The sequence below is a fragment of the Variovorax sp. 679 genome (genome assembly GCF_003952185.1).
Classification (GTDB): Bacteria; Pseudomonadota; Gammaproteobacteria; order Burkholderiales; family Burkholderiaceae_C; genus Variovorax.
Genome location: NZ_RXFS01000017.1, coordinates 1 through 25,239, shown reverse-complemented (window position 1 = coordinate 25,239; position 25,239 = coordinate 1). Strand labels below are relative to the sequence as shown.

Here is a 25,239-nt window from a genome sequence, read left to right as displayed (position 1 = left end):
GTCAGTCCTCCCGCGTTCCGAGAAGACCCTTGGGCCGGAAGATGAGAATCAGCACCAGGAACAGGTACGGAAGAATCGGAGCGACCTGCGAGATGGTCAGCTTGAGCAGCTCGTAGCCGAAGGTCTGATCGGTCACTGCCACGCCGAAGGCCTGCAAGCCAGTTGCCAGCGACTGGTCCATGGCCACGGCGAAGGTCTGCACCACGCCGATGATCAGAGAGGCCAGGAAGGCGCCCGCCAGCGAGCCCATACCGCCGACCACCACCACCACGAAGATGATGGAGCCGACCGAGGCTGCCATGGCCGGTTCGGTGACGTAGGTGTTGCCGCCGACCACGCCCGCGAGGCCGGCGAGCGCGGCACCGCCGCCGAACACCAGCATGAACACGCGCGGCACGTTGTGGCCCAGCGCCTCGACCATCTCGGGGTGCTTCAGTGCCGCCTGGATGACCAGGCCGATGCGAGTGCGCGTCAACAGCAGCCACACCGACACCAGCATCAGCACCGCCACCAGCATGATGAAGGAGCGCGACTTGGGGAACTGCGTGCCGTAGAGCGTGAAGAGCGGCCCCTGCAGTGCCGACGGAAGACCGTACGGCACCGTGGAACGGCCCCACACCAGTTGCACGACTTCGAGGATCAGGTACGAGAGACCGAAGGTCACCAGCAGCTCGGGCACGTGGCCGAACTTGTGGACGCGGCGCAGGCAGTAGCGCTCGAATGCGGCGCCCATTGCGAACACCAGCACTGGTGCGATGAAGAGCGCCGGCCAGAAGCCCACGACGCCCGACAGCGTGTAGGCGAAATAGGCGCCCAGCATGTAGAAGCTGGCGTGCGCGAAGTTGAGCACGCCCATCATGCTGAAGATCAGCGTGAGGCCAGAGCTCAGCATGAACAACAGCAAGCCGTAGCTCACGCCGTTGAGCAGCGAGATGACGAAGAATTCGACGTTCATCGGTCTTTCGTGTCAGGTGGAAAAGAAAAAGGCCCGAGTGTTGAAGTCGGGCCTCGACCTGTCAGGCAGCGGCGGCGATCAGGAGGCGCCGCCGGGCCGCTTCATCTGGCACGAGGTGGGCGTACTGGCCACGTAGGCGTCGTAGTACTTCACCGGAGCCAAGGTGTAGCCGGTGTTCTCCGGGCTGTACGGGTACTTGGCGCTGGCCTTCTCCCACTTGGCGATGTACAGGCCCTGCTGCGCCTGGTGGTCGGTCTTGCGCAGCTCGATGTCGCCGTTGAAGCTCTTGAACTTCATGCCTTCCATGGCGGCGGCCACCTTGACGGGGTCGGTCGACTTGGTCTTCACGAAGGCTTCGGTCAGCGCCTGGAACACCGTATAGACGTCGGTGGTGTAGAGGTCGTCGTTGAACTTCTTCTTGAACTCCTCGGCGTACTTCTGCATGTCGCCGCCCATGTTGTAGTGGGCATAGCCGACCTGGTACACCTTGCCGTCGGACGCCGCGCCCATGGCGGTCGGCGTGCCGGTGGTCACGGCGTAGTAGGTGTAGAACTTGACGTTCAGGCCCGAATCGTTGGCCGCCTTGATGAGCAGCGCGAGGTCGGAACCCCAGTTGCCGGTGATGACGGTGTCCGCACCCGAGGCCTTGATCTTGGCGACGTACGGCGCGAAGTCGCGCACCTGGGCCAGCGGATGCAGGTCGTCGCCGACGATCTGCACGTCGGGGCGCTTGGTCTTGAGGTTTTCCTTGGCGAACTTCGAGACCTGCTGGCCGTGCGCGTAGTTCTGGTTGAGCAGGTAGACCTTCTTGATCTCCGGCTGGTCCTTCATGTAGGTGGTCAACGCTTCCATCTTCATCGACGTGTCGGCGTCGAAGCGGTACTGCCAGTAGCTGCACTTGCTGTTGGTCAGGTCGGGGTCGACGGCCGCGTAGTTCAGGTACAGCGCTTCCTTGCCCGGATTGCGCGCGTTGTTCTTCTCGAGCGCATCGATGATGGCCAGCGCCGGGCCGGAACCGTTGCCCTGCACGATGTAGCGCGCGCCCTGGTCGAGGGCCGAGCGCAGTGCGCTGGTGGTCTCCTGCGGGCTGAGCTTGTTGTCGATGCCGATGATCTCGAACTTCACGCCTGCCGCATTCTTCTTGTTGAACTCTTCGGCAAAGAACTGGAAGGTCTTGAGCTGGTTCGTCCCGACCGCGGCCATGAGGCCCGACAGCGGGTCGAGCCATGCGATCTTGACGGTTTCACCCTTCTGGGCAAAGGCACCGGTGGCGGTTGCAGCGATGACGGCTGCTGCGGCGATTTTCAGAGCGAACTTCAATCTATATCTCCTGGTCAAACCGATTCAAAACGCCGCACGAGAGTACAAGCGTTTGCAGCCCCTCCCCTCAGGGAATGCCCGTAAGAGGGGGGCTGCAAAGGCCCGTTTCTATCGCGCATGCGACACCGCGTTTCTCCAATTTGCTACCCGCTGGTAGACAGCTGCTACCAATGGGTAGGAAACGCGTTCACAAAGACGCCTAGGGGCGCTTCATCTGGCACGACGTGGGCGTACTCGCCACGTACGATTCGAAGTACTTCACGGGAACGTTCGTGTAGCCGGTGTTCTCCGCGTCATACGGATACTTGGCGCTGGCCTTCTCCCACCTCGCGATGTAGAGGCCCTGCTGCAACTGGTGGTCGGACTTGCGCATCTCGACCTCGCCGTTGAAGCTCTTGATCTTCATGCCCTCCAGCGCCGCGGCCACCTTGACCGGATCGGTCGACTTGGTCTTGACGAAGGCGGCGTCGAGCAGCGCGAACGCGTGATAGATCGACGACTGCGTGAGGTCGTCGTTCATGCGCTTCTTGTAGCCGGCGAGCAGCTGCTGGATCTCGCCGCCCATGTTGTAGTGCGCGTAGGCGACGGTGTAGACCTTGCCGTCGGAGGTGGCGCCCATCGCCGTGGGCGTGCCCGCGCCGGGCGCGTAGTAGGTCAGGAACTTGACGTTCAGGCCCGAGTCGTTGGCCGCCTTGATGAGCAGCGACAGGTCGGAGCCCCAGTTGCCGGTGATGACGGTGTCCGCGCCGGAGGCCTTGATCTTGGCGATGTAGGGAGAGAAGTCGCGCACCTGCGCCAGCGGGTGCAGGTCGTCGCCCACGATCTGGATGTCGGGGCGCTTCACCTTCAGGTCTTCCTTGGCGAACTTCGACACCTGCACGCCGTGGGCGTAGTTCTGGCCCAGGATGTAGACCTTCTTGATGTCGGGCTGGTCCTTCATCCAGGTGGTGAGTGCCTCCATCTTCATGGAGGTGTCGGCGTCGAGCCGGAAGTGCCAGTAGCTGCACTTGCTGTTGGTCAGGTCGGGGTCGACGGCCGCGTAGTTCATGTACAGCAGCTCCTTGCCCGGATTGCGCGCGTTGTTCTTCTCGATGGCGTCGATGATCGCGAGCGCGGGGCCGGAACCGTTGCCCTGCATGATGTAGCGCGCGCCCTGGTCCTGCGCGGAACGCAGGGCCGCGGTGGTCTCCTGCGGGCTGAGCTTGTTGTCGAGCGCGATGATCTCGAACTTCACGCCCGACTGGTTCTTCTTGTTGAACTCTTCAGCAAGGAATTGCGTGGTCTTCAGCTGGTTGGTGCCAACCGCCGCCATCAGGCCCGACAGCGGGTCGAGCCATGCGATCTTGACGGTCTCGCCCTTTTGGGCGAATGCGGCGGCAGCGCCCACCAGCATTGCACAGGCAGCTACTGACTTGATAGCAAATTGCATGAAGAGTCTCCAGTGTGTAAGGCGGAATGCCAGCGTACAAGCGCCCTTTTTTTCGCCGCACAGGGATTGCCCGCAAGGAAGGCCGCCGAGGCGGCTTTCCTATCGCGTGCGCGACAGTGCGGGTGGGCTTTTGAATCGTCGTTTCAGAGTCCGGGCAGCTTGTAGTCCTTGAGCAGTTCGCGCAGCCTGGTCTTGAGGATCTTTCCGGTGGCGCCGATCGGGATCGCCTCGACGAACACCACGTCGTCCGGGATCTGCCACTTGGCGGTCTTGCCCTCGTAGAACTTCAGCAGCTCCTCGCGCGTGACCTCGGCGCCGGGCTTCTTCACGACCGCGATGATCGGCCGCTCGTCCCACTTCGGATGGAACACGCCGATGCACGCCGCCATGGCCACGGCCGGATGCGCGACGGCGATGTTCTCGATGTCGATGGAGCTGATCCACTCGCCGCCGGACTTGATCACGTCCTTGCTGCGGTCGGTGATCTGCAGGTAGCCCTCGGCGTCGATGGTGGCCACGTCGCCCGTGGGGAACCAGCCGCGGTTGCGCTCGTCGGGAATGAGCGGGTCGCCGCCCTCGCCCTTGAAGTACTCCTTGACGATCCACGGGCCCTTGACCAGCAGGTCGCCGTAGGCCTTGCCGTCCCAGGGCAGCTCCTTGCCGTCGCCGTCGACGATCTTCATGTCCACGCCGAAGATGGCGCGGCCCTGCTTCATGCGGATCTGCAGCTGCGCGTCGGGCGGCAGCGACAGGTGCTTGTTCTTGAGCGTGCACAGCGTGCCCAGCGGGCTCATCTCGGTCATGCCCCAGGCGTGCAGCACCTCGACGTTGTAGTTCTCCTGGAACGCGCGGATCATGGCCGGCGGGCAGGCCGAGCCGCCGATCACCGTGCGGTTGAGCTTGCTGAACTTCAGCCCGTTCGCCTGCATGTGGCCGAGCATCATCTGCCACACGGTCGGCACGCCGGCGGCGAAGGTCACGCCCTCGCCTTCGATCAGCTCGTACACCGACTTGCCGTCCAGCGCCGGGCCGGGGAACACGATCTTGCAGCCCACCAGAGCCGCCGAATACGGAATGCCCCACGCGTTGACGTGGAACATCGGCACCACCGGCAGCACCGAGTCGCGAGCCGACAGGCGCATCACGTCCGGCAAGGCCGCGGCGTACGCGTGCAGCAGCGTCGAGCGGTGGCTGTAGAGCGCGGCCTTCGGGTTGCCCGTGGTGCCGCTCGTGTAGCACATGCTCGAGGCGGAGTTCTCGTCGAAGCTGGGCCACTCGTACTCGGTGGACTGAGTGCCCATCCAGCTCTCGTAGCTCACGAGGTTGGGCACGCCGCTGTCGGCGGGCAGCTTGTCCGCATCACACAGCGCAATCCATTTCCGGATCGTGGGACAGCGTGCATGCACGGCCTGCACCAGCGGCAGGAACGTGAGGTCGAAGCACAGGATCTGGTCTTCGGCATGGTTGGCGATCCACGCGATCTGGTCGGGGTGCAGGCGCGGGTTGATGGTGTGCAGCACGCGGCCGCTGCCGCTCACGCCGTAGTACAGCTCCAGGTGCCGATAGCCGTTCCAGGCCAGGGTGGCGATGCGGTCGCTGAACAGCAGTTGCTCGCCGTCCAGCGCATTGGCCACCTGCTTGGCGCGCGATGCGATGTCGCTCCATGTGCAGCGGTGGATATCGCCTTCGACCCGGCGCGAGACGATCTCGCCTTCGCCGTTGTGGCGTTCGGCGAACTCGATCAGCGACGAGATCAGAAGCGGTTGGTCTTGCATCAAACCCAGCATCTACGGACTCCTATGTGAAATGACTTCTTGTCTAAAGCTAGCGGACAACGGATTCACGCAAGCTTCGGCCACTTCCACAATGACACAAACCCGCACTGCACGATTGAACGAAGCGGCTCAAGTGGGAGCCCTCGGACCGGTGCCCGCCGGCACCGTCACCACGTTGGTGCGGCACGGCTGGCGCAGCGTCTTGCCGCAGTCCGGCAGCGCGGCGGCATGCGGATACGGCACGTACCCCAGCACGATGCTCGACGCATTGGCGGCCTGATGCCACAGCGTGTTGGTCGAAGGCGTCTTGTCGTTGCCGAACAGCCAGAAGCCGGTCTGCGAGGGCGAGTCCACCGTCACGCGGATGCTGGAGCCGGCACGGAAGACATGGGCGAACTTCTGGATCTCGACGCGCACCAGGTTGGGCTGCCCCGGCAGCAGCGCCGATTCCTTCGGTTGCGTGAAGTCGCCGAAGGGACGCAGTTCGGTGGAGCGGCTGTCGTCGAGCGCGCGCCTGGAGGCGCGCAGCCATCCGCGCTGCACGAACATTTCCTTGCCGTCGGGCCGCACCTCGGACACGGTGACCTGCAGGTCGGTGTTGTCGGCGGTGGCGCTCAGGTACAGATCGGCCGAGCCTTCCCCGTAGAAGCTCAGGTCCTCGGGCAAGGCGGCGGTGGTGAAGGTGAGCTGGCCGTCCTTTTCCGCGTCGGCCACTGCCTGCCAGCCTTCGGCGGCCGGGTTGTTCACCACCGGGCTCTTCGCCGGATACCTGTAGTCGGACGAAGCGGCGCCGCTGTTCGGCTTCGCGTCGCCGAGCACGCCGCCCGGCTGCATCCACAGGCGCATCGGCTTGACCTTGACCGGCAGGCGGTCGAACTCGGCCACGGCCGTCTGCTTCAGCTTCGCGGCGCCGTTCACCGCTTTCTGGTCGGTCTGCTGCATCTCCTGCAGCAGGCGCACGTGCGGCTCCTTCTCGAAGCCGTTGTCCTCGCCCTTCACGAAATGGGCAAGAAAGCGCTTCAGCGTGCCGTCGATGTAGTCGGAGGTGACGTTGGTGTGGTGGTCGCCGTTGGAGCTGATGAGCCACATCTTCCCGGGTGCCATGGTGTCTTCGTAGTAGCCCGAGCGCGGGCCGATCTGCTCGTCCTGCCACGACTGGGTGCCCAGCGCGGGAATGTCGATCTTGCCGGTCTCGTAGAACGCGCTGCGCTTCACGTAGAGGCCGTCGGCATACGGGTTCTCGAGCCACTTGGTCAGGTCGAGATCGGGGCGCTTGATCTTCTCGATGTTGTCGGCCACGGTCTTCGCGCATTCCGTGTCGCCGTCGAGCTTGGCGGCGAGGGCCGCGGCGCGGTTCCAGGTGGCCGGGAAGCCACCCCACCACTGCGAGGGGAAACCGATGTTCTTGATGCCGCCCGGGTAGCCCACGTCGCGGTACGGGTCCGTCACGTTCTTGCTGGGCGTGATCGCCAGCAGGCCCTTGGGCCGGTGCGCCGCCACCCACAGCTGGTTGTAGCCCGAATACGAGTAGCCGACCATGCCGATCCTGCCGTTCGACCAGGGCTGCTTGCCGGCCCATTCGAGGGCGAAGGCGCCTGCCGCGCCGGTGGAGGCGTCGAAGACCTGGTCTTCGCCCGTCGAGCAGCCGGTGCCCGGCACGTTGAGGCCCATCACCGCGTAGCCCTCGGTCACCCAGAGCTGGCCGATGTTCGGGGCCGAACCCGAGCTGTAGCCGTCGTACTCGACCAGCAGCGGAAAGCTGCCCTTGCCTCCGTTGGGCAGCAGCAGCGAATAGCGCATCCTGTTGCCGTCCGGCAGCGTGATGTAGCCCCACTTGCGGACCACACCGGTCTCGGGCGTGGCCGGCGGTTGCGCCGGCGGTGTTTCGGCGGCGGGCGGGAAGAAGGCGAACCCACTGCCCGACGAACCGCTGCCGCCGCAGGCCGCAAGGGCCGCCACGGTGGCAAGCAGCGACGCGGCAAGGCGCCATCGGCGGGGGGTTGTGGAAATCCTCATGTTGTTGTCTCCGTTATCGTTCTGGTGGATGGCATGCGTTGCCCAGGCGCGTCTCGGGGCGGGACGGCGATCCCCTGTATCAGGGCGCCGCGGTGATCTTCGTGGCGGTGGGCGTGGCATCGAGCAACAGCCCCGAGGGCCATGGCGCCCAGGTCGCGCCGAGCTCGGGCGTGTTCGGATCGCCCTTGCGCATGAAGGCTCCCACGCTGGCCATGACGGCGTTCGACAGCGCCAGCCGCCCCTTCTCGTTGGCCTTGCCGCGAATGACGCTCGACACCACCGAGGGGCCGAAGTTGCCGAACACGAAAGGCAGGTCGAAGGCGTGCGCCGCGCCGTACACGTCGTTCCACGGTGAGGCCTCTTGCGCCCAGTCGAGGCGGTAGTGCCAGACGTTGGACTGGCGCGTCTTCAACGTGTTGAGCAGGTTGTCGCGGTTGGCCTCGAAGAGGCCCTTGGTGATGAGCGCGGTGGCCGCGTTGTAGCCGGTGCCGGGCGTGTCTACCGGAAGGTAGAACGGGTCGATGATGTCTTCCACCTTGAGCGTGGACGGCGCATCGGGGTCGAAGTTGAACATCATCGAGAAGCGCTGCGCATCGGTGACGATCCAGCCCGGCTTCGGGAAGCCGATGGTCCCCAGCAGCGACGCGAAGAGCTTGCCCTCGTCGCGCGTGTTGCCCGCGAGCATCGGCACCTTCACGTACTTGTCGGCCGCGATGGCGCCGATGGGGTCGGTCGGAATCACCGTGCCGTCGGGAATGGGCCCGACCGCGCCGAGACCGGCGGCAACCACCGTGGTCAGCATCTTCCCGCCGTCCTGCGCGCGCAGGTACTCGGCGATCTGCGCCGGCGTGCGGCCGGCGATGTAGGCCTGGGCCGCAGTCGCGTCGGCTGCGGTGCCGTCGGCGACGAGCAGCTTCGCGAGGATGGCCTGCCCCTGCGCAAGCGAGGCCGAGGCCGGCGACAGCGAAGGCAGCGTGCCCGGCGGCAGGTTGGTGGCGAGCGAGATGCCGCCGCTCATCTCGAAGGCCTTGTGGAACAGGCCCTTGGCCATCGGCGAGGTCATCACCGACAGCAGGTTGGTGGCACCGGCCGACTCGCCCGACAGCGTGACGTTGCCCGGGTCTCCGCCGAAGTTGGCCACGTTGTCGCGGATGAAGCGCAGCGCCGCCACGTTGTCGAGCAGCGCGAAGTTGCCCGAGTCGTCGCCCTCCGTGCCGCCCGGGCGCAACTGCGGCATGTTCAGGAAGCCCAGGATGCCCAGCCGGTAGCTGGCGGTGATGACCACCGCGTTGGCGGTCTTGGCCAGCGTGGCGCCGTCGTACAGCGGATCGGCCGTGTAGCCCGAGATGTTGCTGCCGCCATGGATGAAGAGCAGCACCGGCAGGTTCTTCTCCGTCGTGGCGGGGCGCCAGACGTTGACGAACAGGCAGTCCTCGCTGCCGCTCGGCTTGCCCAGCATGGTGCCGATGGTCTCGTCGTAGGTGTTGTTGGCGCCGGGGCTGAAGATGCGGCCGATCTGCAGGCAGGCGTTGCCGAATTTCGTGGCCTGGCGGATGCCGCTCCAGGGCTCGGGCGCCGCTGGCGCGCGCCAGCGCAATGCGCCGACCGGCGGTTTGGCGAACGGAATGCCTTTCCAGAACCAGGAGCCCGACCTGGCGCTGTCGTCCACGCCCTCGACCTTGCCGGCCGTGGTCTGGCGGACCATCGGACCGTCGGCTGGCGGCGCGGCTGGAGGGGCGGGAGCCGGTGGTGGCGCGCTCGGCAGGAAGCCGAAGCCGGGCGAACCGGAAGACCCGCCGCCGCAAGCCGATAAGGCCGCGAGGGCTGCCGTCGCGACCACGGTTGCAACGGCCTTCGCCATTGCCGTCCTTGCTGCCGCACCCTGGTCTTGTGCGGTTGTCTCTGTATTCATGTTTTGTCTCCACACCGGGTTAATCGGAATTCCTTGTCCGGTGCCCGCCACCCATACTTCGGGGCCGCCGGGCACGAAAAAAATTCTAGGAACCGGTGCCGTTTTCATCGCTATCGCAAGGAAGCCAATCGAATGACTTCAGGAGCCGCCATGCCGCTGCGCCAGCGCGGACCTCAGCGCCGCGCCATCGGCATGCACCAGCCCGAGTTGCGCACCAGCTCGGCCGCGTGGCTCGAAGGCGTGCTCTCGATGTTCGAGGCCGAGGGGCTGGACGTGCCTTCGCTGCTGCGCGACGCCGGCTTCGACCCCGATTCGCTGCACCGGCAGAACGCGCGCATCCCGGTCGACGAGATCACGGTGCTGTGGCAACTCGCGGTGGCCCGCGCCGGCAGGCCCACGCTGGGCCTGCATCGCGACCTGGCCGCCACGCACAGCAAGCTGGGCACCGTGGGCCATGCCATGTCGTGCAGCCCCAATCTAGAAGCGGCGCTCGAGCGCGTGGCGCGCTACATGGCCGTGATCTCGGACGCCACCGCCTTCTCGCTGCACCCCGAACGCCGCGGGTGCTGGATGGTCATGAAGCACACCGGCGGCAGCCTGCCGATTCCGCGCCAACGCGTCGAATACGCCCTGCTCACCGTGCTGATGCAATGCCGCTGGCTCGCGCGGCGCGAACTGCAACCGCTGGCCATGGAGTTCGTCTATCCCGCGCCTGCCGACGACCGGCCGCATCGCGAGGCCTTCGGCTGCGAGGTGCGCTTCAACGCGCCGGCCAACCGCCTGCTGCTCTCGGCCGCCGACATGGCCCTGCCGCTGCCCACCTTCCACGAGACGCTGGGCGAGATGCAGGAACACCTGCTCGACGATCAGCTGACCCGGCTGGGCCAGACCACCACCAGCAGCCTGGTGTGCGCCGAGATCGCGCGCAGGCTCCAGCATGGCGAGCCGCGCCGGCAGGACGTGGCCTCGGGCCTCGGGCTGGCCGAGCGCACGCTGCAGCGGCGGCTGCAGGAGGAGTCGGTGTCGTTCCAGTCGCTGCTCGACCGCACCCGCCGCGAGCTGGCGCAGGAGTACCTGGCCGAAGACCGCCACACGCTCGCCGACGTGGCCGACATGCTGGGCTTCGTGGACACGAGCAACTTCTTCCGCGCCTGCAAGCGCTGGTTCGGGGTGCCGCCGGCACAGTACCGGGCGCGCATCTGGGACGCCCCCGCGCCGCTGGCTGCCTGAGCCGTGCGGCCCGCGTGCAGCGGGCTCGATGGCCCGTCCGGCAAGGGGTTACGCGCGGTGCCGGACAATCCGGGCATGAGCTTGCTTGCTGAAGACACCGGGGTCGCGGACCTGGGGCTGCGCTGGAAACCCGGCTTCCATGCCCTGGGCCCGGCCTTTCTCACCGATTTGCGGCCGACGACGCTGCCCGATCCTTACTGGGTGGGCCGCAGCGAATCCGTCGCCCGCGACCTGGGCCTGCCGCCCGGCTGGGATTCGTCGCAGGCCACGCTGTCCGCCCTGACAGGCAGCCTGCCCATTGCCGGCACCAGCCCCTTCGCCACGGTCTACAGCGGCCACCAGTTCGGCGTGTGGGCCGGCCAGCTCGGCGACGGGCGCGCCATCATGCTCGGCGAGACGGAGAGCGGGTTCGAGGTGCAACTGAAGGGCGCGGGGCGCACGCCCTACTCGCGCGGCGGCGACGGCCGCGCGGTGTTGCGCTCCAGCATCCGCGAATTCCTTTGCAGCGAGGCCATGCATGGCCTGGGCATCCCGACCACCCGCGCGCTGTGCGTGACCGGCTCCGACGCCCATGTGTACCGCGAAGAGGTGGAAAGCGCGGCCGTCGTCACCCGCGTGGCGCCGAGCTTCGTGCGCTTCGGCCACTTCGAGCACTTCGCAGCCAACCAGCGCGAAGACGAGCTGCGCGCACTGGCCGACTACGTCATCGACCGCTATTACCCGGAGTGCCGCACTACCGACCGCTTCAACGGCAACGCCTACGCTGCCTTCCTTGAAGCCGTGAGCGAGCGCACCGCCGCCCTGCTCGCCCAATGGCAGGCCGTGGGTTTCTGCCACGGGGTGATGAACACCGACAACATGAGCATCCTCGGGCTCACCATCGACTACGGGCCCTTCCAGTTCCTCGACGGCTTCGATCCGCGCCACATCTGCAACCACAGCGACACCAACGGGCGCTACGCCTTCAACCAGCAGCCCAACGTCGCCTACTGGAACCTGTTCTGCCTGGCGCAGGCGCTGCTGCCGCTGATCGGCGACCAGGAGATCGCGGTGGCCGCGCTGGAGTCGTACAAGACGGTGTTCCCGAACGAGTTCGAAGGCCGCATGCGCGCCAAGCTGGGCCTGGCCGAAGCGGCCGAAGGCGATCGGCCACTGATCGAAGGCGCGCTCAAGCTGCTGGCCGCAGGCAAGGTCGACTACACGATCTTCTGGCGGCGGCTCTCGAACTACATGGCCGACGGCAATGTCGAGCCGGTGCGCGACCTGTTCCTCGACCGCGAGGGCTTCGATGCGTGGGCGCTATCTTTTTCGGAGCACCATGCGGCCGTCGACCGGGCCCGGGCCGCCAACCTGATGCACCGCTCCAACCCCAAATTCGTGCTGCGGAACCACCTCGGGCAGCAGGCCATCGAAGCAAGTCAGCAAAAGGACCACTCGGGTGTGGCAACCTTGCTTGCGCTGCTCCAAACCCCATTTGAAGAACACCCCGGTGCCGACGCATATGCCGGCTTCCCGCCCGACTGGGCTTCCACGATCGAAATCAGCTGCTCATCATGACCACTCCCGTACAGAAAACCGACGCCGAATGGAAAGCCCTGCTCGCTGAAAAAGGCGCCGAGCCCGCGGCCTTCGAGGTGACGCGCCACGCGGCCACCGAGCGCCCCTTCACCGGCAAGTACGAAGCGCACTGGGACGACGGCACGTATCACTGCGTATGCTGCGGCGCCAAGCTGTTCGAGTCGTCGACCAAGTTCGACGCCGGCTGCGGCTGGCCCAGCTTCTCGGAAGAAGCCGTGCCCGGCGCCATCCGAAACATCGTCGACCGTTCGCACGGCATGGTGCGCACCGAGAACGTGTGCGCCAATTGCGGCGCGCACCTGGGCCACGTGTTCCCCGACGGCCCCACCGAAACCGGCCTGCGCTACTGCATGAACTCGGCATCGCTCGACTTCCAGAAGAAATAAGCAAGCAAACAGACAGCTCAATGAAACTGCTCCTCGACTTCTTCCCGATCCTGCTTTTCTTCGTCGCCTACAAGATGGGCGACATCTACACCGCCACCGGCGTGCTGATGGCCGCCACCGTGGTGCAGATGGCCATCATCTATGCCATGGAACGCAAGCTGCAGGCGATGCAGAAGGCCACGCTGGTGCTGATCCTGCTGTTCGGCACGCTCACGCTGGCGCTGCACGACGACCGCTTCATCAAGTGGAAGCCGACGGTGCTGTACGGCGCGATGGCCGTCGCGCTGGCCGTGGCGCTCTGGGCGCTGAAGAAGAACTTCCTGAAGATGCTGCTGGGTTCGCAGCTCGAGCTGCCCGACCGCATCTGGGGCCGGCTCAACGTGGCGTGGATCGGCTATTGCCTGTTCATGGCCATCGTCAACGGCTACGTGGCGGCGTACTTCACGACCGAGGCCTGGGTCAACTTCAAGCTCTGGGGCTATGTGTTCCCCATCGTCTTCCTGGTGGCTCAGGGCCTGTACATCGCGCCGCACCTGAAGAACGAAGACAAGCCGACAGCATGAGCACGGACACCGCACAACTCCCCACCGTGGCCGGCCTCGAGGCCGCGCTGCGCGAGGCGCTTTCGCCGACCGCGCTCGAAGTGATCGACGAGAGCGCCGCCCACGCGGGCCATTCGGGAGCCAACGCGGAAGGCCGCGGCACCCATTTCCGCGTGCGCATCGCATCCCCTCTGTTCGACGGGAAGCCCCGCGTGGCGCGGCATCGGCTTGTGTATGATGCCCTCCACGTTTTCATCGCACAGGGTCTGCACGCCATCGCCATCGAGGTGCTCTGAGTCAGTCGTCCAACGGACCGAACGCCGCGTTTGCACCGGCCACTGCTCCCCTTCCCTCTCTTTTTTCCTCCCAATTCCTGCTTTCTTCCCCGCGCCTTTTCCTACACGCGCATTTCCTTCCCAGCTCGATATTCATTCCATGAAAAAACACATCATGCAGGCCGTCGCGGCCGCAGTGCTGCTCGGTGCCACGTCCATGTCGGCTCTGGCGCAGAACGCAGCCATCGTGAACGGCAAGCCGGTGCCCAAGGCCCGCATGGACGTCCTGGCCCAGCAACTGGCAGCCGCGGGCCGTCCGGTGACGCCTGAAATGCAAGGCCAGCTGCGCGAGGAAATCGTGGCTCGCGAAGTGTTCATGCAGGAAGCCCAGAAGCAGGGCCTGGACGCCAGCGAGGACTACAAGAACCAGCTCGAACTTGCCCGCCAGGCCATCCTGATCCGCGCGCTGTTCGAGAACTACCGCAAGACCAATCCGGTCTCGGACGCCGACGTGAAGGCCGAGTACGACAAGTTCGTCGCTGCCAACGGCGGCAAGGAATACAAGGCCCGCCACATCCTGGTCGAGACCGAGGACCAGGCCAAGAAGATCATGGCCGACCTGAAGAAGGGCGCCAAGTTCGAAGACATCGCCAAGAAGCAGAGCAAGGACCCGGGTTCGGGCGCCAACGGCGGCGACCTCGACTGGGCCAATCCCGCGAGCTTCGTGCCCGAGTTCTCGGAAGCGATGATCAAGCTCAAGAAGGGCGAGACCACCCCCGCCCCGATCAAGACCCAGTTCGGCTGGCACATCATCCGCGTCGACGACATCCGCCAGGCTCAACTGCCGAAGCTGGAAGAAGTGAAGCCGCAGATCACGCAGCAACTGCAGCAGCAGCGCCTGCAGAAGTACCAGGAAGACCTGCGCGCGAAGGCGAAGGTCGAGTAATCGATCCGAGCAAAAGAAAAGCGGCCCTCGAGGCCGCTTTTTTTATTGCTGTCCGTTCGCGTTCGCCAAGCGTTGCCGGCTTCGCGAACGATCGGGGCCGGGCGTCAGCCCACCCAGTGGCGCGCGTTGCGCCAGATCTGCATCCAGGGGCTCAGCTCGCTCCTGTCGCCGCTGGTCCAGCTCATCTGGATGTTGCGGAACACGCGCTCCGGGTGCGGCATCACCGCCGTGAAGCGGCCGTCCGGCGTGGTGACCGAGGTCAGGCCGCCCGCGCTGCCGTTCGGGTTGAACGGGTACTGCTCGGTGGGCTTGCCGTGGTTGTCCACGAAGCGCATCGCGCCGATGGCCTTGGTCGCGTCGCCGCGGTGCTTGAAGTTGGCGTAGCCCTCGCCGTGCGCCACCGCGATCGGCAATCGGCTGCCAGCCATGCCGGCGAAGAAGATGCTGGGCGATTCGAGCACTTCGACCATCGACAGGCGCGCCTCGAAGCGCTCGCTCTGGTTGGTGGTGAAGCGCGGCCAGGCTTCGGCGCCCGGAATGATGTCGGCCAGCTCGGCGAACATCTGGCAGCCGTTGCATACGCCCAGGCCGAAGGTGTCGGCGCGGCCGAAGAAGGTCTTGAATTGCTCGGACAGCTTCGGGTTGAAGGTGATGCTGCGCGCCCAGCCGATGCCGGCGCCCAGCGTGTCGCCGTAGCTGAAGCCGCCGCAGGCGACCACGCCCTTGAAGTTGGCGAGGTCCGCCCTGCCCGTCTGCAGGTCGGTCATGTGCACGTCGAAGGCCTCGAAGCCGGCTTCGGTGAAGGCGTACGCCATCTCGACGTGCGAGTTCACGCCTTGCTCTCGCAGGATCGCGACCTTGGGACGCGACTGCAGGGTGGACGGAGCGGCGGGCTGTGCGTTCGGCAGGAACACGTGCATGCCCGGATCGGCCGGATCGCCGGCAGCGGCGTGCTCGGCATCGGCGCAGGCCGGGTTGTCACGCTCGCGGGCGATCTTCCAGCTGACCGAGTCCCACACCTGCTGCAGGTCGTGCAGGCTGGCGCTGAACACGGCCTTGGCGTCGCGCCAGACTTCGATCTTGCCCTTGCCCGCATCCATCGGCGAGCTGGCGGGACGCGTCTTGCCGACGAAGTGGCTGTGCGTGCTGAGGCCATGGGCGCGCAGCACCTGCATGACGTCGTTGCGCTCGGCGGTGCGCACCTGCAGCACCATGCCCAGCTCTTCGTTGAACAGGGCCTTGAGCGTGAGCTCCTCGCGCCGCGCGCTGACCTGCTGCGCCCAGTTCTTGGCGTCGCCGGTCTCCATGCGGCTGTCGGAAATGCCGTCGCCTTCGGTGACGAGCATGTCGACGTTCAGCGCCACGCCAACGTGCCCGGCGAAGGCCATTTCGCAGGCGGTTGCGAACAGGCCGCCGTCGCTGCGGTCATGCATCGCGAGGATCTTGCCGTCGGCGCGCAGTGCGTTCACGGCACTGACCAGCGCGACGAGTTGCGCCGGGTCGTCGAGGTCGGGCACGGTGTCGCCGCTCTGGTTGAGCGTCTGCGCCAGGATGCTGCCGGCCATGCGGTGCTTGCCCTGGCCCAGGTCGATCAGCACCAGCGTGGTGTCGGGCTCTTCGGCGTCGAGCTGCGGCGTGAGCGTGCCGCGCACGTCGGCCAGCGTGGCGAAGGCGCTGACGATCAGGCTCACGGGTGAGGTGACCTTCTTTGCTTCGGTGCCGTCCTTCCATTGCGTGCGCATCGACAAGGAATCCTTGCCGACCGGAATCGACACGCCCAGCGCCGGGCAAAGCTCCAGGCCCACGGCCTTGACGGTTTCGTACAGCGCGGCGTCTTCGCCGGGCTCGCCGCAGGCGGCCATCCAGTTGGCCGACAGCTTGACGCGCGAGAGTTCGATGGGCGCCGCCAGCAGGTTGGTGATGGCCTCGGCCACCGCCATGCGACCCGAAGCCGGCGCATCGAGTGCGGCCAGCGGCGTGCGCTCGCCCATGCTCATGGCCTCGCCGGCGAAGCCCTTGTAGTCGGCCAGCGTCACTGCGCAGTCGGCCACCGGCACTTGCCACGGGCCGACCATCTGGTCGCGGTGGCTCAGGCCGCCCACGGTGCGGTCGCCGATGGTGATGAGGAAACGCTTCGAGGCCACGGTCGGATTGGCGAGCACATCGATGGCGGCCTTCTGCAGGTCGACACCGGTCAGGTCGAGCGGCTTGAACATGCGGGCCACGGTCTTCACATCGCGGTGCATCTTCGGCGGCTTGCCGAGCAGCACGTCCATCGGCATGTCGACGGGCTGCACTTCGGCGCCCTCGTCGGCCACCAGCAGCTGACGCTCCTCGGTGGCAACGCCGACCACCGAGAACGGGCAGCGCTCGCGCTCGCAGAAGGCCTTGAACTGCTCCAGCGATTCGGGCGCGATGGCCAGCACGTAGCGCTCCTGGCTTTCGTTGCACCAGATTTCCTTCGGCGCCATGCCCGACTCCTCGAGCGGCACGGCGCGCAGGTCGAAGCGCGCGCCGCGGCCGGCGTCGTTGGTCAGTTCGGGGAAGGCATTGCTCAGGCCGCCCGCGCCCACGTCGTGGATCGCGAGAATCGGGTTGGCCGCGCCCTGCTGCCAGCAATGGTTGATGACCTCCTGCGCGCGGCGCTCGATTTCGGGGTTGCCGCGCTGCACCGAGTCGAAGTCGAGTTCGGCCGCGTTGGCGCCGGTGGCCATCGAGCTGGCGGCGCTGCCGCCCATGCCGATGCGCATGCCGGGGCCGCCGAGCTGGATCAGCAGCGAGCCCGCCGGAAAGCGGATCTTCTTGGTCTGCGTGGCGTCGATGCTGCCGAGGCCGCCGGCGATCATGATGGGCTTGTGGTAGCCGCGCTGGACGGTGTCGAGGTCGCTCGCCACCGTCTGCTCGTATTCGCGGAAGTAGCCCAGCAGGTTGGGACGGCCGAATTCGTTGTTGAACGCGGCGCCGCCCAGCGGACCCTCGGTCATGATCTGCAACGGGCTGGCAATGTGCTCGGGCTTGCCGTAGTTGCCCTCTTCGGGCCACAGCTTCGACACGGTGAAGCCGGTCAGACCCGCCTTGGGCTTGGAACCACGGCCGGTGGCGCCTTCGTCGCGGATCTCGCCGCCCGCGCCGGTGGAAGCGCCCGGAAACGGCGAAATGGCGGTCGGATGGTTGTGCGTCTCGACCTTCATCAGCACGTGGCTCAGGGCGCTATCTTTTTGATAGCCCTGCGAGCCGCTGGCGGGAACGAAGCGCTCGATGGTCGTGCCTTCCATCACCGAGGCGTTGTCGGCATAGGCAATGACCGTGTGCTGCGGGTTCTGCTTCTCGGTGTGGCGGATCATCGAGAACAGGCTCTGCGGCTGGGCCTTGCCGTCGATGGTGAAGTCGGCGTTGAAGATCTTGTGGCGGCAGTGCTCGCTGTTGGCCTGCGCGAACATCATGAGCTCGACGTCGCTGGGGTTGCGGCCCAGGCGGGTGAAGGCATCCACGAGATAGTCGATCTCGTCCTCGGCCAGCGCCAGGCCGAAGCCGGTGTTGGCTGCTACCAGGGCCGCGCGGCCGCCGGCCTGCACGTCGACCTGCGCCATCGGCTGAGCCGGCAGTTCGCTGAACAGGCTGGCCGCCTGCTCGACGGTGGCCAGCACCGATTCGGTCATGCGGTCGTGCAACGGGCCCGCAACGGCGGCGAGTGCGTCGCCTTCCAGCACAGGAGCCTTGCCGATCAGGGGGGCCTTGAGCTTCAGGTGGTACTGGGTGACGCGCTCGACCCGGCGCAGGGCCAGGCCGCAGTTGTGGGCAATGTCGGTGGCCTTGGAGGCCCAGGGCGACACGGTACCAAGGCGCGGGGTGACCACCACCGAGGTGCCCGCCTTGGCCAGCGCCTCGAAGGGCTCGCCGTAGGTCAGCAGTGCGGCGAAGCGCTCGCGGCCTGCGGCATCCAGCGCCGCATCGGTCACCACGAGGTGCACGAAACGGGCCGAAATGCCCTCGATGCGCGGCTCGATGGCCTGCAGCTTCGGCAGCAGCTGCCTTGCGCGGAAGTCGCTGAGCGCGCTGCCGCCCTCGAACATGGTTACGACAGGAAGGGCTTGAGGTGCGGGCTGCGTCACGGTCGATGGGGCCTCGGGGGCCGCGTTGGGAATCAAGGAATCGAGGCGGATGACCGCTGACTGGGGTCATCCGCGTTAACCCGGAATTTTAGCTTGCCGAATGGGATAATTCGGGGCATGAGCATTAACTACAAAGACGCTGCAGGCATCGAGGCCATGCGGGTCGCCTGCCGACTGGCCTCCGAGGTGCTGGACTACCTCACGCCCCTCATCAAGCCCGGCATCACGACCAACGATGTCGACCGGCTCGCCGCCGAGTACATGGTCAAGCAGGGCACCACCTCGGCCACGGTGGGCTACATGGGCGCAAGCAGCGTCCCCTTCCCGAAGTCGCTCTGCACCTCGGTGAACCACGTGGTGTGCCACGGCATTCCCAATGACAAGCCCCTGAAGAAGGGAGACATCATGAACGTCGACGTGACCGTCATCAAGGACGGCTGGTTCGGCGACAACAGCCGCATGTACGTGATCGGCGACGCCTCCATCGCGGCCAAGCGCCTGTGCAGCATCACCTTCGAGGCCATGTGGCACGGCATCCTGCAGGTGCGCCCCGGCGCTCACCTGGGCGACGTGGGCCACGCGATCCAGAAGTTCGCCGAGGGCCAGGGCTTCTCGGTGGTGCGCGAGTTCTGCGGCCACGGTGTCGGCCAGCGCTTCCATGAAGAACCCCAGGTGCTGCACTATGGCCGCCCGGGCACCATGGAAGAACTCAAGCCCGGCATGATCTTCACCATCGAGCCGATGATCAACGCCGGCAAGCGCGACGTGAAGGAAGACTTCAAGGGCGGCCAGTACGACGGCTGGACCATCGTCACGCGCGACCACTCCCTGTCGGCCCAGTGGGAGCACACGGTGCTCGTCACCGAGACCGGCTACGAGGTGCTGACGCTGTCCGAAGGCAGCCCGCCGCTGCCCTCCTTCGTCACCGCCACCAAGACCTGACGCGGCAACGCGCCCCTCTTGCCGTGATCGAAGCTGCCAACATCGACGTGGCGACGCTGCGCGAAGCCTATCGCGCGAAGAAGCTCGCGCTGTTCGACACCCTGCGCTTCGCGCGCGCTCCCACGCGCAGCGTGCACTCGGTGCTGCGCCAGCTCTCGGCGCTGGCCGACGAGACGCTGTGCACCCTGTGGCGCGAAGCCGGCTTCGGTGATTCGCTCACGCTGGCGGCCGTGGGGGGCTTCGGGCGCGGCGAGCTGTTCCCGTATTCCGACGTCGACGTGCTGCTGCTGCTTCCGCCCGAGGGCGAAGCCGGCGGCGTCGAGCCGGCCCGCATCGAGGCCTTCATCGGCCATTGCTGGGACGCGGGCCTCGAGATCGGCTCCAGCGTGCGCACGGTCGAAGAATGCCTGGCCGAGGCCGAGAAGGACGTCACCGTCCAGACCTCGCTGCTCGAGGCGCGCCTGATCGCCGGCGACAAGAAGCTCTTCACCGCCTTCCGCCGCCGCTTCACCCGCGCCATCGATCCGCAGGCCTTCTTCGTGGCCAAGTCGCAGGAGATGCGGCACCGCCACCAGAAGTTCGACAACACGCCCTACGCGCTGGAGCCCAACTGCAAGGAATCGCCGGGCGGCCTGCGCGACCTGCAGACCATCCTCTGGATGACCAAGGCCGCCGGCTACGGCAGCCGCTGGGACGATCTGGCCAAGAACGGCCTGGCGACCTCCTTCGAGGCGCAGCAGATCAAGCGCAACGAGGCTCTGCTCTCGCTCATCCGAGCGCGGCTGCACGTGATTGCAAACCGGCGCGAAGACCGCCTGGTGTTCGACCTGCAGACCGCCGTGGCGGCCAGCTTCGGCTACGAGAGCGAGTCCCAGCGCAAGTCGAGCGAGGCGCTGATGCGCCGCTACTACTGGGCCGCCAAGGCGGTGTCGCAGCTCAACCAGATCCTGCTGCTGAACATTTCCGAGCGCCTGCAGCCCAGCGACGAGCAGCACACGCCCATCAACGAGCGCTTCTTCGAGCGCGCCGGCCTGATCGAGATCGCCAGCGACGACCTCTACGAGCACGAGCCGCACGCGGTGCTCGAGACCTTTCTTCTCTACCAGAAGACCATCGGCGTGAAGGGCCTGTCGGCGCGCACGCTGCGCGCGCTGTACAACGCTCGCCACGTGATGGACAGCAAGTTCCGCAACGACCCGGTCAACCACGAGACCTTCATGCGGATCCTGCTGCAGCCCTACGGCATCACGCATGCCTTCAGGCTGATGAACCAGACCTCCGTGCTGGGGCGCTACCTGCGGGTGTTCCGCAGCATCGTGGGGCAGATGCAGCACGACCTGTTCCACGTCTACACGGTCGACCAGCACATCCTGATGGTGCTGCGCAACGTGCGGCGCTTTTTCATTGCCGAGCATGCGCACGAATACCCGTTCTGCTCGCAGCTCGCGGCCGGCTGGGACAAGCCCTGGATCCTGTACGTGGCGGCGCTCTTCCACGACATCGCCAAGGGCCGCGGCGGCGACCATTCCACGCTGGGCGCGCGCGACGTGCAGCGCTTCTGCAAGCAGCATGGCGTCGCCCGCGAAGACGCCAAGCTCATCGAATTCCTCGTGGCCGAGCACCTGGTGATGAGCCAGGTGGCCCAGAAGCAGGACCTGAGCGACCCCGAGGTGATCGGCGCCTTCGCCAAGCGCGTGGGCAACGAGCGCTACCTGACCGCGCTCTACCTGCTGACCGTGGCCGACATCCGCGGCACCTCGCCGCGCGTGTGGAATGCCTGGAAGGGCAAGCTGCTCGAGGACCTGTACCGCTTCACCCTGCGCGCGCTGGGCGGCCGCATGCCCGACCCGGACGCCGAGGTCGAGTCGCGCAAGCGCGAGGCGCTGGTGCAGCTCGCCCTGCACGCCCAGCGCTTCGAGGCGCACAAGGCCCTGTGGGACACGCTCGACGTGGGCTACTTCATGCGCCACGACGCCACCGAGATCGCCTGGCACGCCAAGCAGCTCTCGCGCTTCGTGCCGCCCAAGAACGTGCCGGTCGACCCGAAGGCGCAGCCCATCGTGCGCGCGCACCTGTCGCCAGTGGGCGAAGGCCTGCAGGTGGTGGTCTACACGCCCGACCAGCCCGACCTGTTCGCACGCATCTGCGGCTATTTCGACCAGGCGTCGTTCAGCATCCTGGACGCCAAGGTGCACACCACGAGCAATGGCTACGCGCTCGACACCTTCCAGGTCGTCACTACCTTCCTGCCGGACCACTACCGCGACCTGATCAGCATGGTCGAGTCGGGCCTGGCGCATACGCTCACCGAGGCCGGCGCCCTGCCCCCGCCCAGCATGGGCCGGGTGTCGCGCCGGGTGCGCAGCTTCCCGATCAAGCCGCGCATCAGCCTGCTGCCGGACGACAAGGCGCAGCGCTGGCTGCTCAGCATCTCGGCCAGCGACCGGGCCGGCCTGCTGTATTCGGTGGCCCGGGTGCTGGCGCGCCATCACCTGAACCTGCAGCTCGCCAAGGTCACGACGCTGGGCGAGCGGGTGGAAGACACCTTCCTCATCAGCGGCCCCGAGCTCCAGGGACAGAAGACGCAACTGGCCATCGAGACCGAATTGATGGAAGCACTGGCCTCCTGAACCCTCCGGAGCCCTCAGAATGTCGGCCATGGAATTCCTGATCGAACAGCTATCCGACTCGGTCTCCTCGGCCAAGACGCTGGAAGACCTTGCACGCCCGATGCTCGAAATGCTCGAGGCGGCAACCGGCCTCGAATCGGCCTACCTCGCGGTCGTCGAGCCGGACAAGGGGCGCCAGCACATCCTCTTCGCGCACAACGCCGGTGACGGGCTGGCCATTCCCGAGGGGGCCTACGTGCCCTGGACCGACACGCTGTGCCGTCACGCCCTCGAGGAAGACCGCATCTACACCGACGATGCCGGCGGCTGCTGGGGCGACGCCCAGGCCGCCCATCAGCTGGGCATCCAGACCTGCGCGAGCGCGCCGGTGAAGACCGACGACGGCGAGATCTACGGCGCCCTGTGCGCCGCCAGCGCGCGGCAGACGCCGCTGCCGCCCATCGCGGAGCCGGTGCTGCGCCTGTTCGCGCGGCTGATCGGCCAGCAGGTGGAGCGCGAGCTGACCGCCGCGAAGCTCCGGAAAGCCAGCGCCGATCTCGCCACGAATGCCGCGACCGACGCCCTCACCGGCCTGCCCAACCGCCGCGCACTCGTCGACGCGCTGCAGCGCATGCTGGCGCAGGGTGCGCGCAGCGGCCAGAGCGTGCTGGTCGGTTTCGTCGACATGGACGACTTCAAGAAGATCAACGACGCGCACGGCCACGAGGTCGGCGACGAATTCCTCTCGGCCATGGCGAAGCAGCTTGCGAACTCGGTGCGCGCGAGCGACATGCTGGCGCGCTTCGGTTCCGACGAGTTCGTGGTGATCGGCCTCGGGCCCGCGCTGGGCGAATCTCCGCGCACCGGGGCCCGGGCGCTGGCGGATCGCCTGGCGGAAAACACCATCGGTGAACTGCAGCTCAAGCACATGACGATCGACTACACCGGCGCCAGCGTCGGGGTGGTGGCCGTCGATCCGCGCACCACTTCCGCCGAGGAAGCCTTGCGGCAGGCAGATGTCGCCATGTACGCCGTCAAGCACAGCCGCCGCAACATGATTCACGACGCCGGGGCGACCCTGTCGGACTGAACCTGGCTGGCACGCGAGATCGAGCGGAAACGGCCGTGCGGTCGGCCTGCCCGCACCTCGCCATCCGCGTCGTTATGCCATAGCCCCCGGCCGGCTGCCGACGCCGCCCGGCCCTGCGGACAACCAGATCGCCGATCTGGTTCGGCGAGTTGAATCCAATCGTCTTTTCGCACCGTACACGGCTGCGGAAACGACGCGCTTTCGCCAGCAAGGCACGGACGCTCCGCAACACCTCGTCCCCTGATTCATACAGTTCGCGACCCACCGCGCGCTAATTAGTTCACATTTGTTGTCAATAGTTAATCAATCCCAGAAAATGCTTTGGCATGAACACGGACCCGACGTATTTCGAGAGGAAATCATGCAGTTCGCAGTGGCTGGAATTCAATCGCGGCATGGCCGCCGAATTGAGCGCCGGGTTACCCCCTGAAGACCTGCGGCAGCTCTTCAGCCGCGTCGGCCGTCATTTCGCGCAAGCCCTGCCCATCCCGCCTTGCCGCACGCTCGGGGAACTGCAAGACCGGTTCAACGAGCGCTGGGACCGTATCGACTGGGGCTTCACCGTCCTGAACGAGCAGTCTGACGGCGTCGCCATCACCCACGCCTGCAGCCCGATCGCCATGGCTTTCGGCCCCGAGGCCACCGGCTGGAGCGTGGGCTTCTTCGAAGGCGTGTACCAGGCATGGTTCGATTCGCAGCAAATGCCTGCGTCGTTGCGCGTGCAGGCGCTGAAGGTCGATGCCGTACAGGGCGAGCCCCGCGTCGACCTGCGGTTGTCGAGGGTGGCCGCATGAGCGCGGAAGACAGCGCGCCCGAAGACATCGCCGGCCTCTTCCAGAAGTTCGGCGGCAATTCGCTCGGCTACAAGGAATTCGCGCCGCCCGGGGGCGAGACCGAAACGCCTCGCGTGTGGCCGTTGTTGTCGGGCCAGCGGATCGCGCATCCGCCGGCCGCCGCAACGCCTTCTCCCTCTCCCGCGCCGGTTCCGCCGTCCGTGCACGCGCAGCCCCGCCCCGCGCCGGCCGTGCCCTTCGCGATGCCTGCCGCCGCGCCGCAGGCGCGCGTCGAGCCCGTGCTGCGCCCCCCTTCTCCATCGGTGGCCGCCGCAACGCCGGCCGCCGACCTCCCGCCCACGCCGCTCGAGCAACTGTTCGAGCGGCTCGCCGGCCCGCAGCCGTCGTCCGCAGCGCCGGGGCCCTTGTCACGCTGGCGAAGGCCGACGTGACGATGGTTGTCATCCCGGTCATTTCCTCCAAGGGTGGCGTAGGCAAGACCACGATTGCCGCCAACCTCTGCACCGCTCTCGCGCAGCGCGGCCGGCAGGTGCTGGCCATCGACCTCGATCCGCAGAACGCCCTGCGCTTCCACATCGCCGACGAACCGCAGGCCTGCGACAGCGGCCTGGTCGAGGCCGCCACCGGGCTGATCCCGTGGGCCCACACGATCCGCCAGGCCAGCGCCGGCGTGATGCTGCTGCCCTTCGGCGACGTCGATGACGAACGCCAGATCGCTTTCGAGCAGCAACTGGCCCGAAACCCCGGCTGGCTGGCCGAGACGCTGAAGCGCTTCGGGCTGCCCGAAGGCACGCTGGTGCTGCTCGACACCCCGCCCGGCGCCTCGGTCTACCTGCAGCAGGCGCTGCGCGCAGCCCACTTCGGCATCGTCACCGTGCTGGCGGACGCCGGCTCGTTCGCCACCTTGCCGCTCGTCGAACGCATGATCGACAAGTACGCCCGCCCGCGTGCCGACTACCTCGGCACCGGATACGTGGTGAACCAGGTCGACCCCGGCAAGCGGCTCAACAACGACGTCTTCGAGATGCTGCGCCAGCGGCTGCGGCCCGAGCTGCTGGGCATGCTCCACCTGGACCAGGCGGTTCCCGAGGCGCTGGCCTCGGCCTCCCCCGTGCACCGCTACGCGCCGATGAGCCAGGCCGCCGAGGACCTCGCCTCCTGCGCCGAGCACGTGCTCGAACGCTTCGAAACCGCCCGGCAGGCCGCCGCCTTTCCCTCCCTGCGGACCATGGAACCGAACCGATGAAAAGCGCCCCGTCCGCCCCCTTGCAGCAACCCGCGCCGCGGCCCGCCCCGGCCATCCTGCGCCTGCTGCCGGTGCGCATCCT

At 66.6% G+C, this 25,239-nt stretch carries 19 protein-coding genes; 12 read left to right on the top strand and 7 right to left on the bottom strand.

The genetic code is table 11. The annotated features are described in order from the left end of the window. Position 1: 1 nt before the first annotated feature. From EJO71_RS31225 to EJO71_RS31200, 6 genes are all read right to left on the bottom strand, one after another. Positions 2–955 carry a branched-chain amino acid ABC transporter permease gene (locus EJO71_RS31225; protein ID WP_125952569.1) on the bottom strand — a complete coding sequence of 318 codons (954 nt, stop codon included), beginning with the start codon at positions 953–955 and terminating at the stop codon, positions 2–4. A 78-nt stretch (positions 956–1,033) separates the two neighbouring features. Further along, on the bottom strand, positions 1,034–2,275 hold the full coding sequence (locus tag EJO71_RS31220) for a branched-chain amino acid ABC transporter substrate-binding protein (protein WP_125952570.1): 1,242 nt from the start codon (positions 2,273–2,275) through the stop codon (positions 1,034–1,036). A gap of 199 nt (positions 2,276–2,474) precedes the next feature. Then, entirely contained in the window at positions 2,475–3,704 is a 1,230-nt protein-coding gene (locus tag EJO71_RS31215) for a branched-chain amino acid ABC transporter substrate-binding protein (RefSeq protein ID WP_125952571.1), read from the bottom strand. A 143-nt stretch (positions 3,705–3,847) separates the two neighbouring features. Then, positions 3,848–5,491 (bottom strand): 3-(methylthio)propionyl-CoA ligase, encoded by a 1,644-nt coding sequence (locus EJO71_RS31210; RefSeq protein WP_125952572.1) that lies wholly within the window; start codon positions 5,489–5,491, stop codon positions 3,848–3,850. Positions 5,492–5,608: 117 nt separating this feature from the next. Beyond that, positions 5,609–7,495, bottom strand: coding sequence for a CocE/NonD family hydrolase (locus EJO71_RS31205; protein ID WP_125952573.1), 1,887 nt, complete (start codon positions 7,493–7,495; stop codon positions 5,609–5,611). 79 nt (positions 7,496–7,574) lie between these two features. After that, positions 7,575–9,407, bottom strand: coding sequence for a carboxylesterase family protein (locus EJO71_RS31200; RefSeq protein WP_240651578.1), 1,833 nt, complete (start codon positions 9,405–9,407; stop codon positions 7,575–7,577). A 192-nt stretch (positions 9,408–9,599) separates the two neighbouring features. Here EJO71_RS31200 and EJO71_RS31195 point away from each other — a divergent pair, with 192 nt between their 5' ends. The 6 genes from EJO71_RS31195 to EJO71_RS31170 all read left to right on the top strand — a co-directional run bounded on the left by EJO71_RS31195 (position 9,600) and on the right by EJO71_RS31170 (position 14,364). Then, positions 9,600–10,637: an AraC family transcriptional regulator gene (locus EJO71_RS31195; RefSeq protein WP_171022480.1), complete on the top strand. Its 1,038-nt coding sequence runs from the start codon at positions 9,600–9,602 to the stop codon at positions 10,635–10,637. Positions 10,638–10,712: 75 nt separating this feature from the next. Then, the gene (locus EJO71_RS31190; RefSeq protein WP_125952574.1) at positions 10,713–12,194 is read left to right on the top strand and encodes a protein adenylyltransferase SelO; all 1,482 of its coding nucleotides are present in this window, start codon (positions 10,713–10,715) and stop codon (positions 12,192–12,194) included. Then, positions 12,191–12,601: a peptide-methionine (R)-S-oxide reductase MsrB gene (msrB, locus tag EJO71_RS31185; RefSeq protein ID WP_116268709.1), complete on the top strand. Its 411-nt coding sequence runs from the start codon at positions 12,191–12,193 to the stop codon at positions 12,599–12,601. The genes EJO71_RS31190 and msrB overlap by 4 nt, the downstream gene beginning before the upstream one ends. A 20-nt stretch (positions 12,602–12,621) precedes the next feature. Continuing rightward, positions 12,622–13,164, top strand: a complete 543-nt coding sequence (locus tag EJO71_RS31180) for a septation protein A (RefSeq protein WP_125952575.1) — start codon at positions 12,622–12,624, stop codon at positions 13,162–13,164. Continuing rightward, a complete protein-coding gene (locus tag EJO71_RS31175; RefSeq protein WP_125952576.1) occupies positions 13,161–13,439 on the top strand; it encodes a BolA family protein in 279 nt (92 codons plus the stop codon). Before EJO71_RS31180 ends, EJO71_RS31175 begins: the two co-directional genes overlap by 4 nt. 139 nt (positions 13,440–13,578) lie before the next feature. After that, positions 13,579–14,364: a peptidylprolyl isomerase gene (locus EJO71_RS31170; protein WP_125952577.1), complete on the top strand. Its 786-nt coding sequence runs from the start codon at positions 13,579–13,581 to the stop codon at positions 14,362–14,364. Between the two features lie 104 nt (positions 14,365–14,468). Here the strand turns inward: EJO71_RS31170 and purL are convergent, their stop codons facing one another. Further along, a complete protein-coding gene (purL, locus tag EJO71_RS31165; protein ID WP_125952591.1) occupies positions 14,469–18,437 on the bottom strand; it encodes a phosphoribosylformylglycinamidine synthase in 3,969 nt (1,322 codons plus the stop codon). A 156-nt stretch (positions 18,438–18,593) separates the two neighbouring features. Between purL and map the strand changes: the two genes are divergently transcribed. The 6 genes from map to bcsQ all read left to right on the top strand — a co-directional run bounded on the left by map (position 18,594) and on the right by bcsQ (position 25,157). Continuing rightward, a complete protein-coding gene (map, locus tag EJO71_RS31160; RefSeq protein ID WP_125952578.1) occupies positions 18,594–19,418 on the top strand; it encodes a type I methionyl aminopeptidase in 825 nt (274 codons plus the stop codon). Between the two features lie 23 nt (positions 19,419–19,441). Then, complete coding sequence (locus EJO71_RS31155) at positions 19,442–22,048, top strand: [protein-PII] uridylyltransferase (protein ID WP_125952579.1); 2,607 nt, start codon at positions 19,442–19,444, stop codon at positions 22,046–22,048. A 28-nt stretch (positions 22,049–22,076) separates the two neighbouring features. After that, complete coding sequence (locus EJO71_RS31150) at positions 22,077–23,117, top strand: sensor domain-containing diguanylate cyclase (protein WP_125952580.1); 1,041 nt, start codon at positions 22,077–22,079, stop codon at positions 23,115–23,117. A 326-nt stretch (positions 23,118–23,443) separates the two neighbouring features. Beyond that, the gene (gene bcsD / locus EJO71_RS31145) at positions 23,444–23,911 is read left to right on the top strand and encodes a cellulose biosynthesis protein BcsD (protein ID WP_125952581.1); all 468 of its coding nucleotides are present in this window, start codon (positions 23,444–23,446) and stop codon (positions 23,909–23,911) included. Continuing rightward, positions 23,908–24,342 carry a hypothetical protein gene (locus tag EJO71_RS31140; protein ID WP_125952582.1) on the top strand — a complete coding sequence of 145 codons (435 nt, stop codon included), beginning with the start codon at positions 23,908–23,910 and terminating at the stop codon, positions 24,340–24,342. The genes bcsD and EJO71_RS31140 overlap by 4 nt, the downstream gene beginning before the upstream one ends. Positions 24,343–24,344: 2 nt before the next feature. After that, positions 24,345–25,157: a cellulose biosynthesis protein BcsQ gene (bcsQ, locus tag EJO71_RS31135; RefSeq protein ID WP_164546952.1), complete on the top strand. Its 813-nt coding sequence runs from the start codon at positions 24,345–24,347 to the stop codon at positions 25,155–25,157. Positions 25,158–25,239 lie beyond the last annotated feature (82 nt).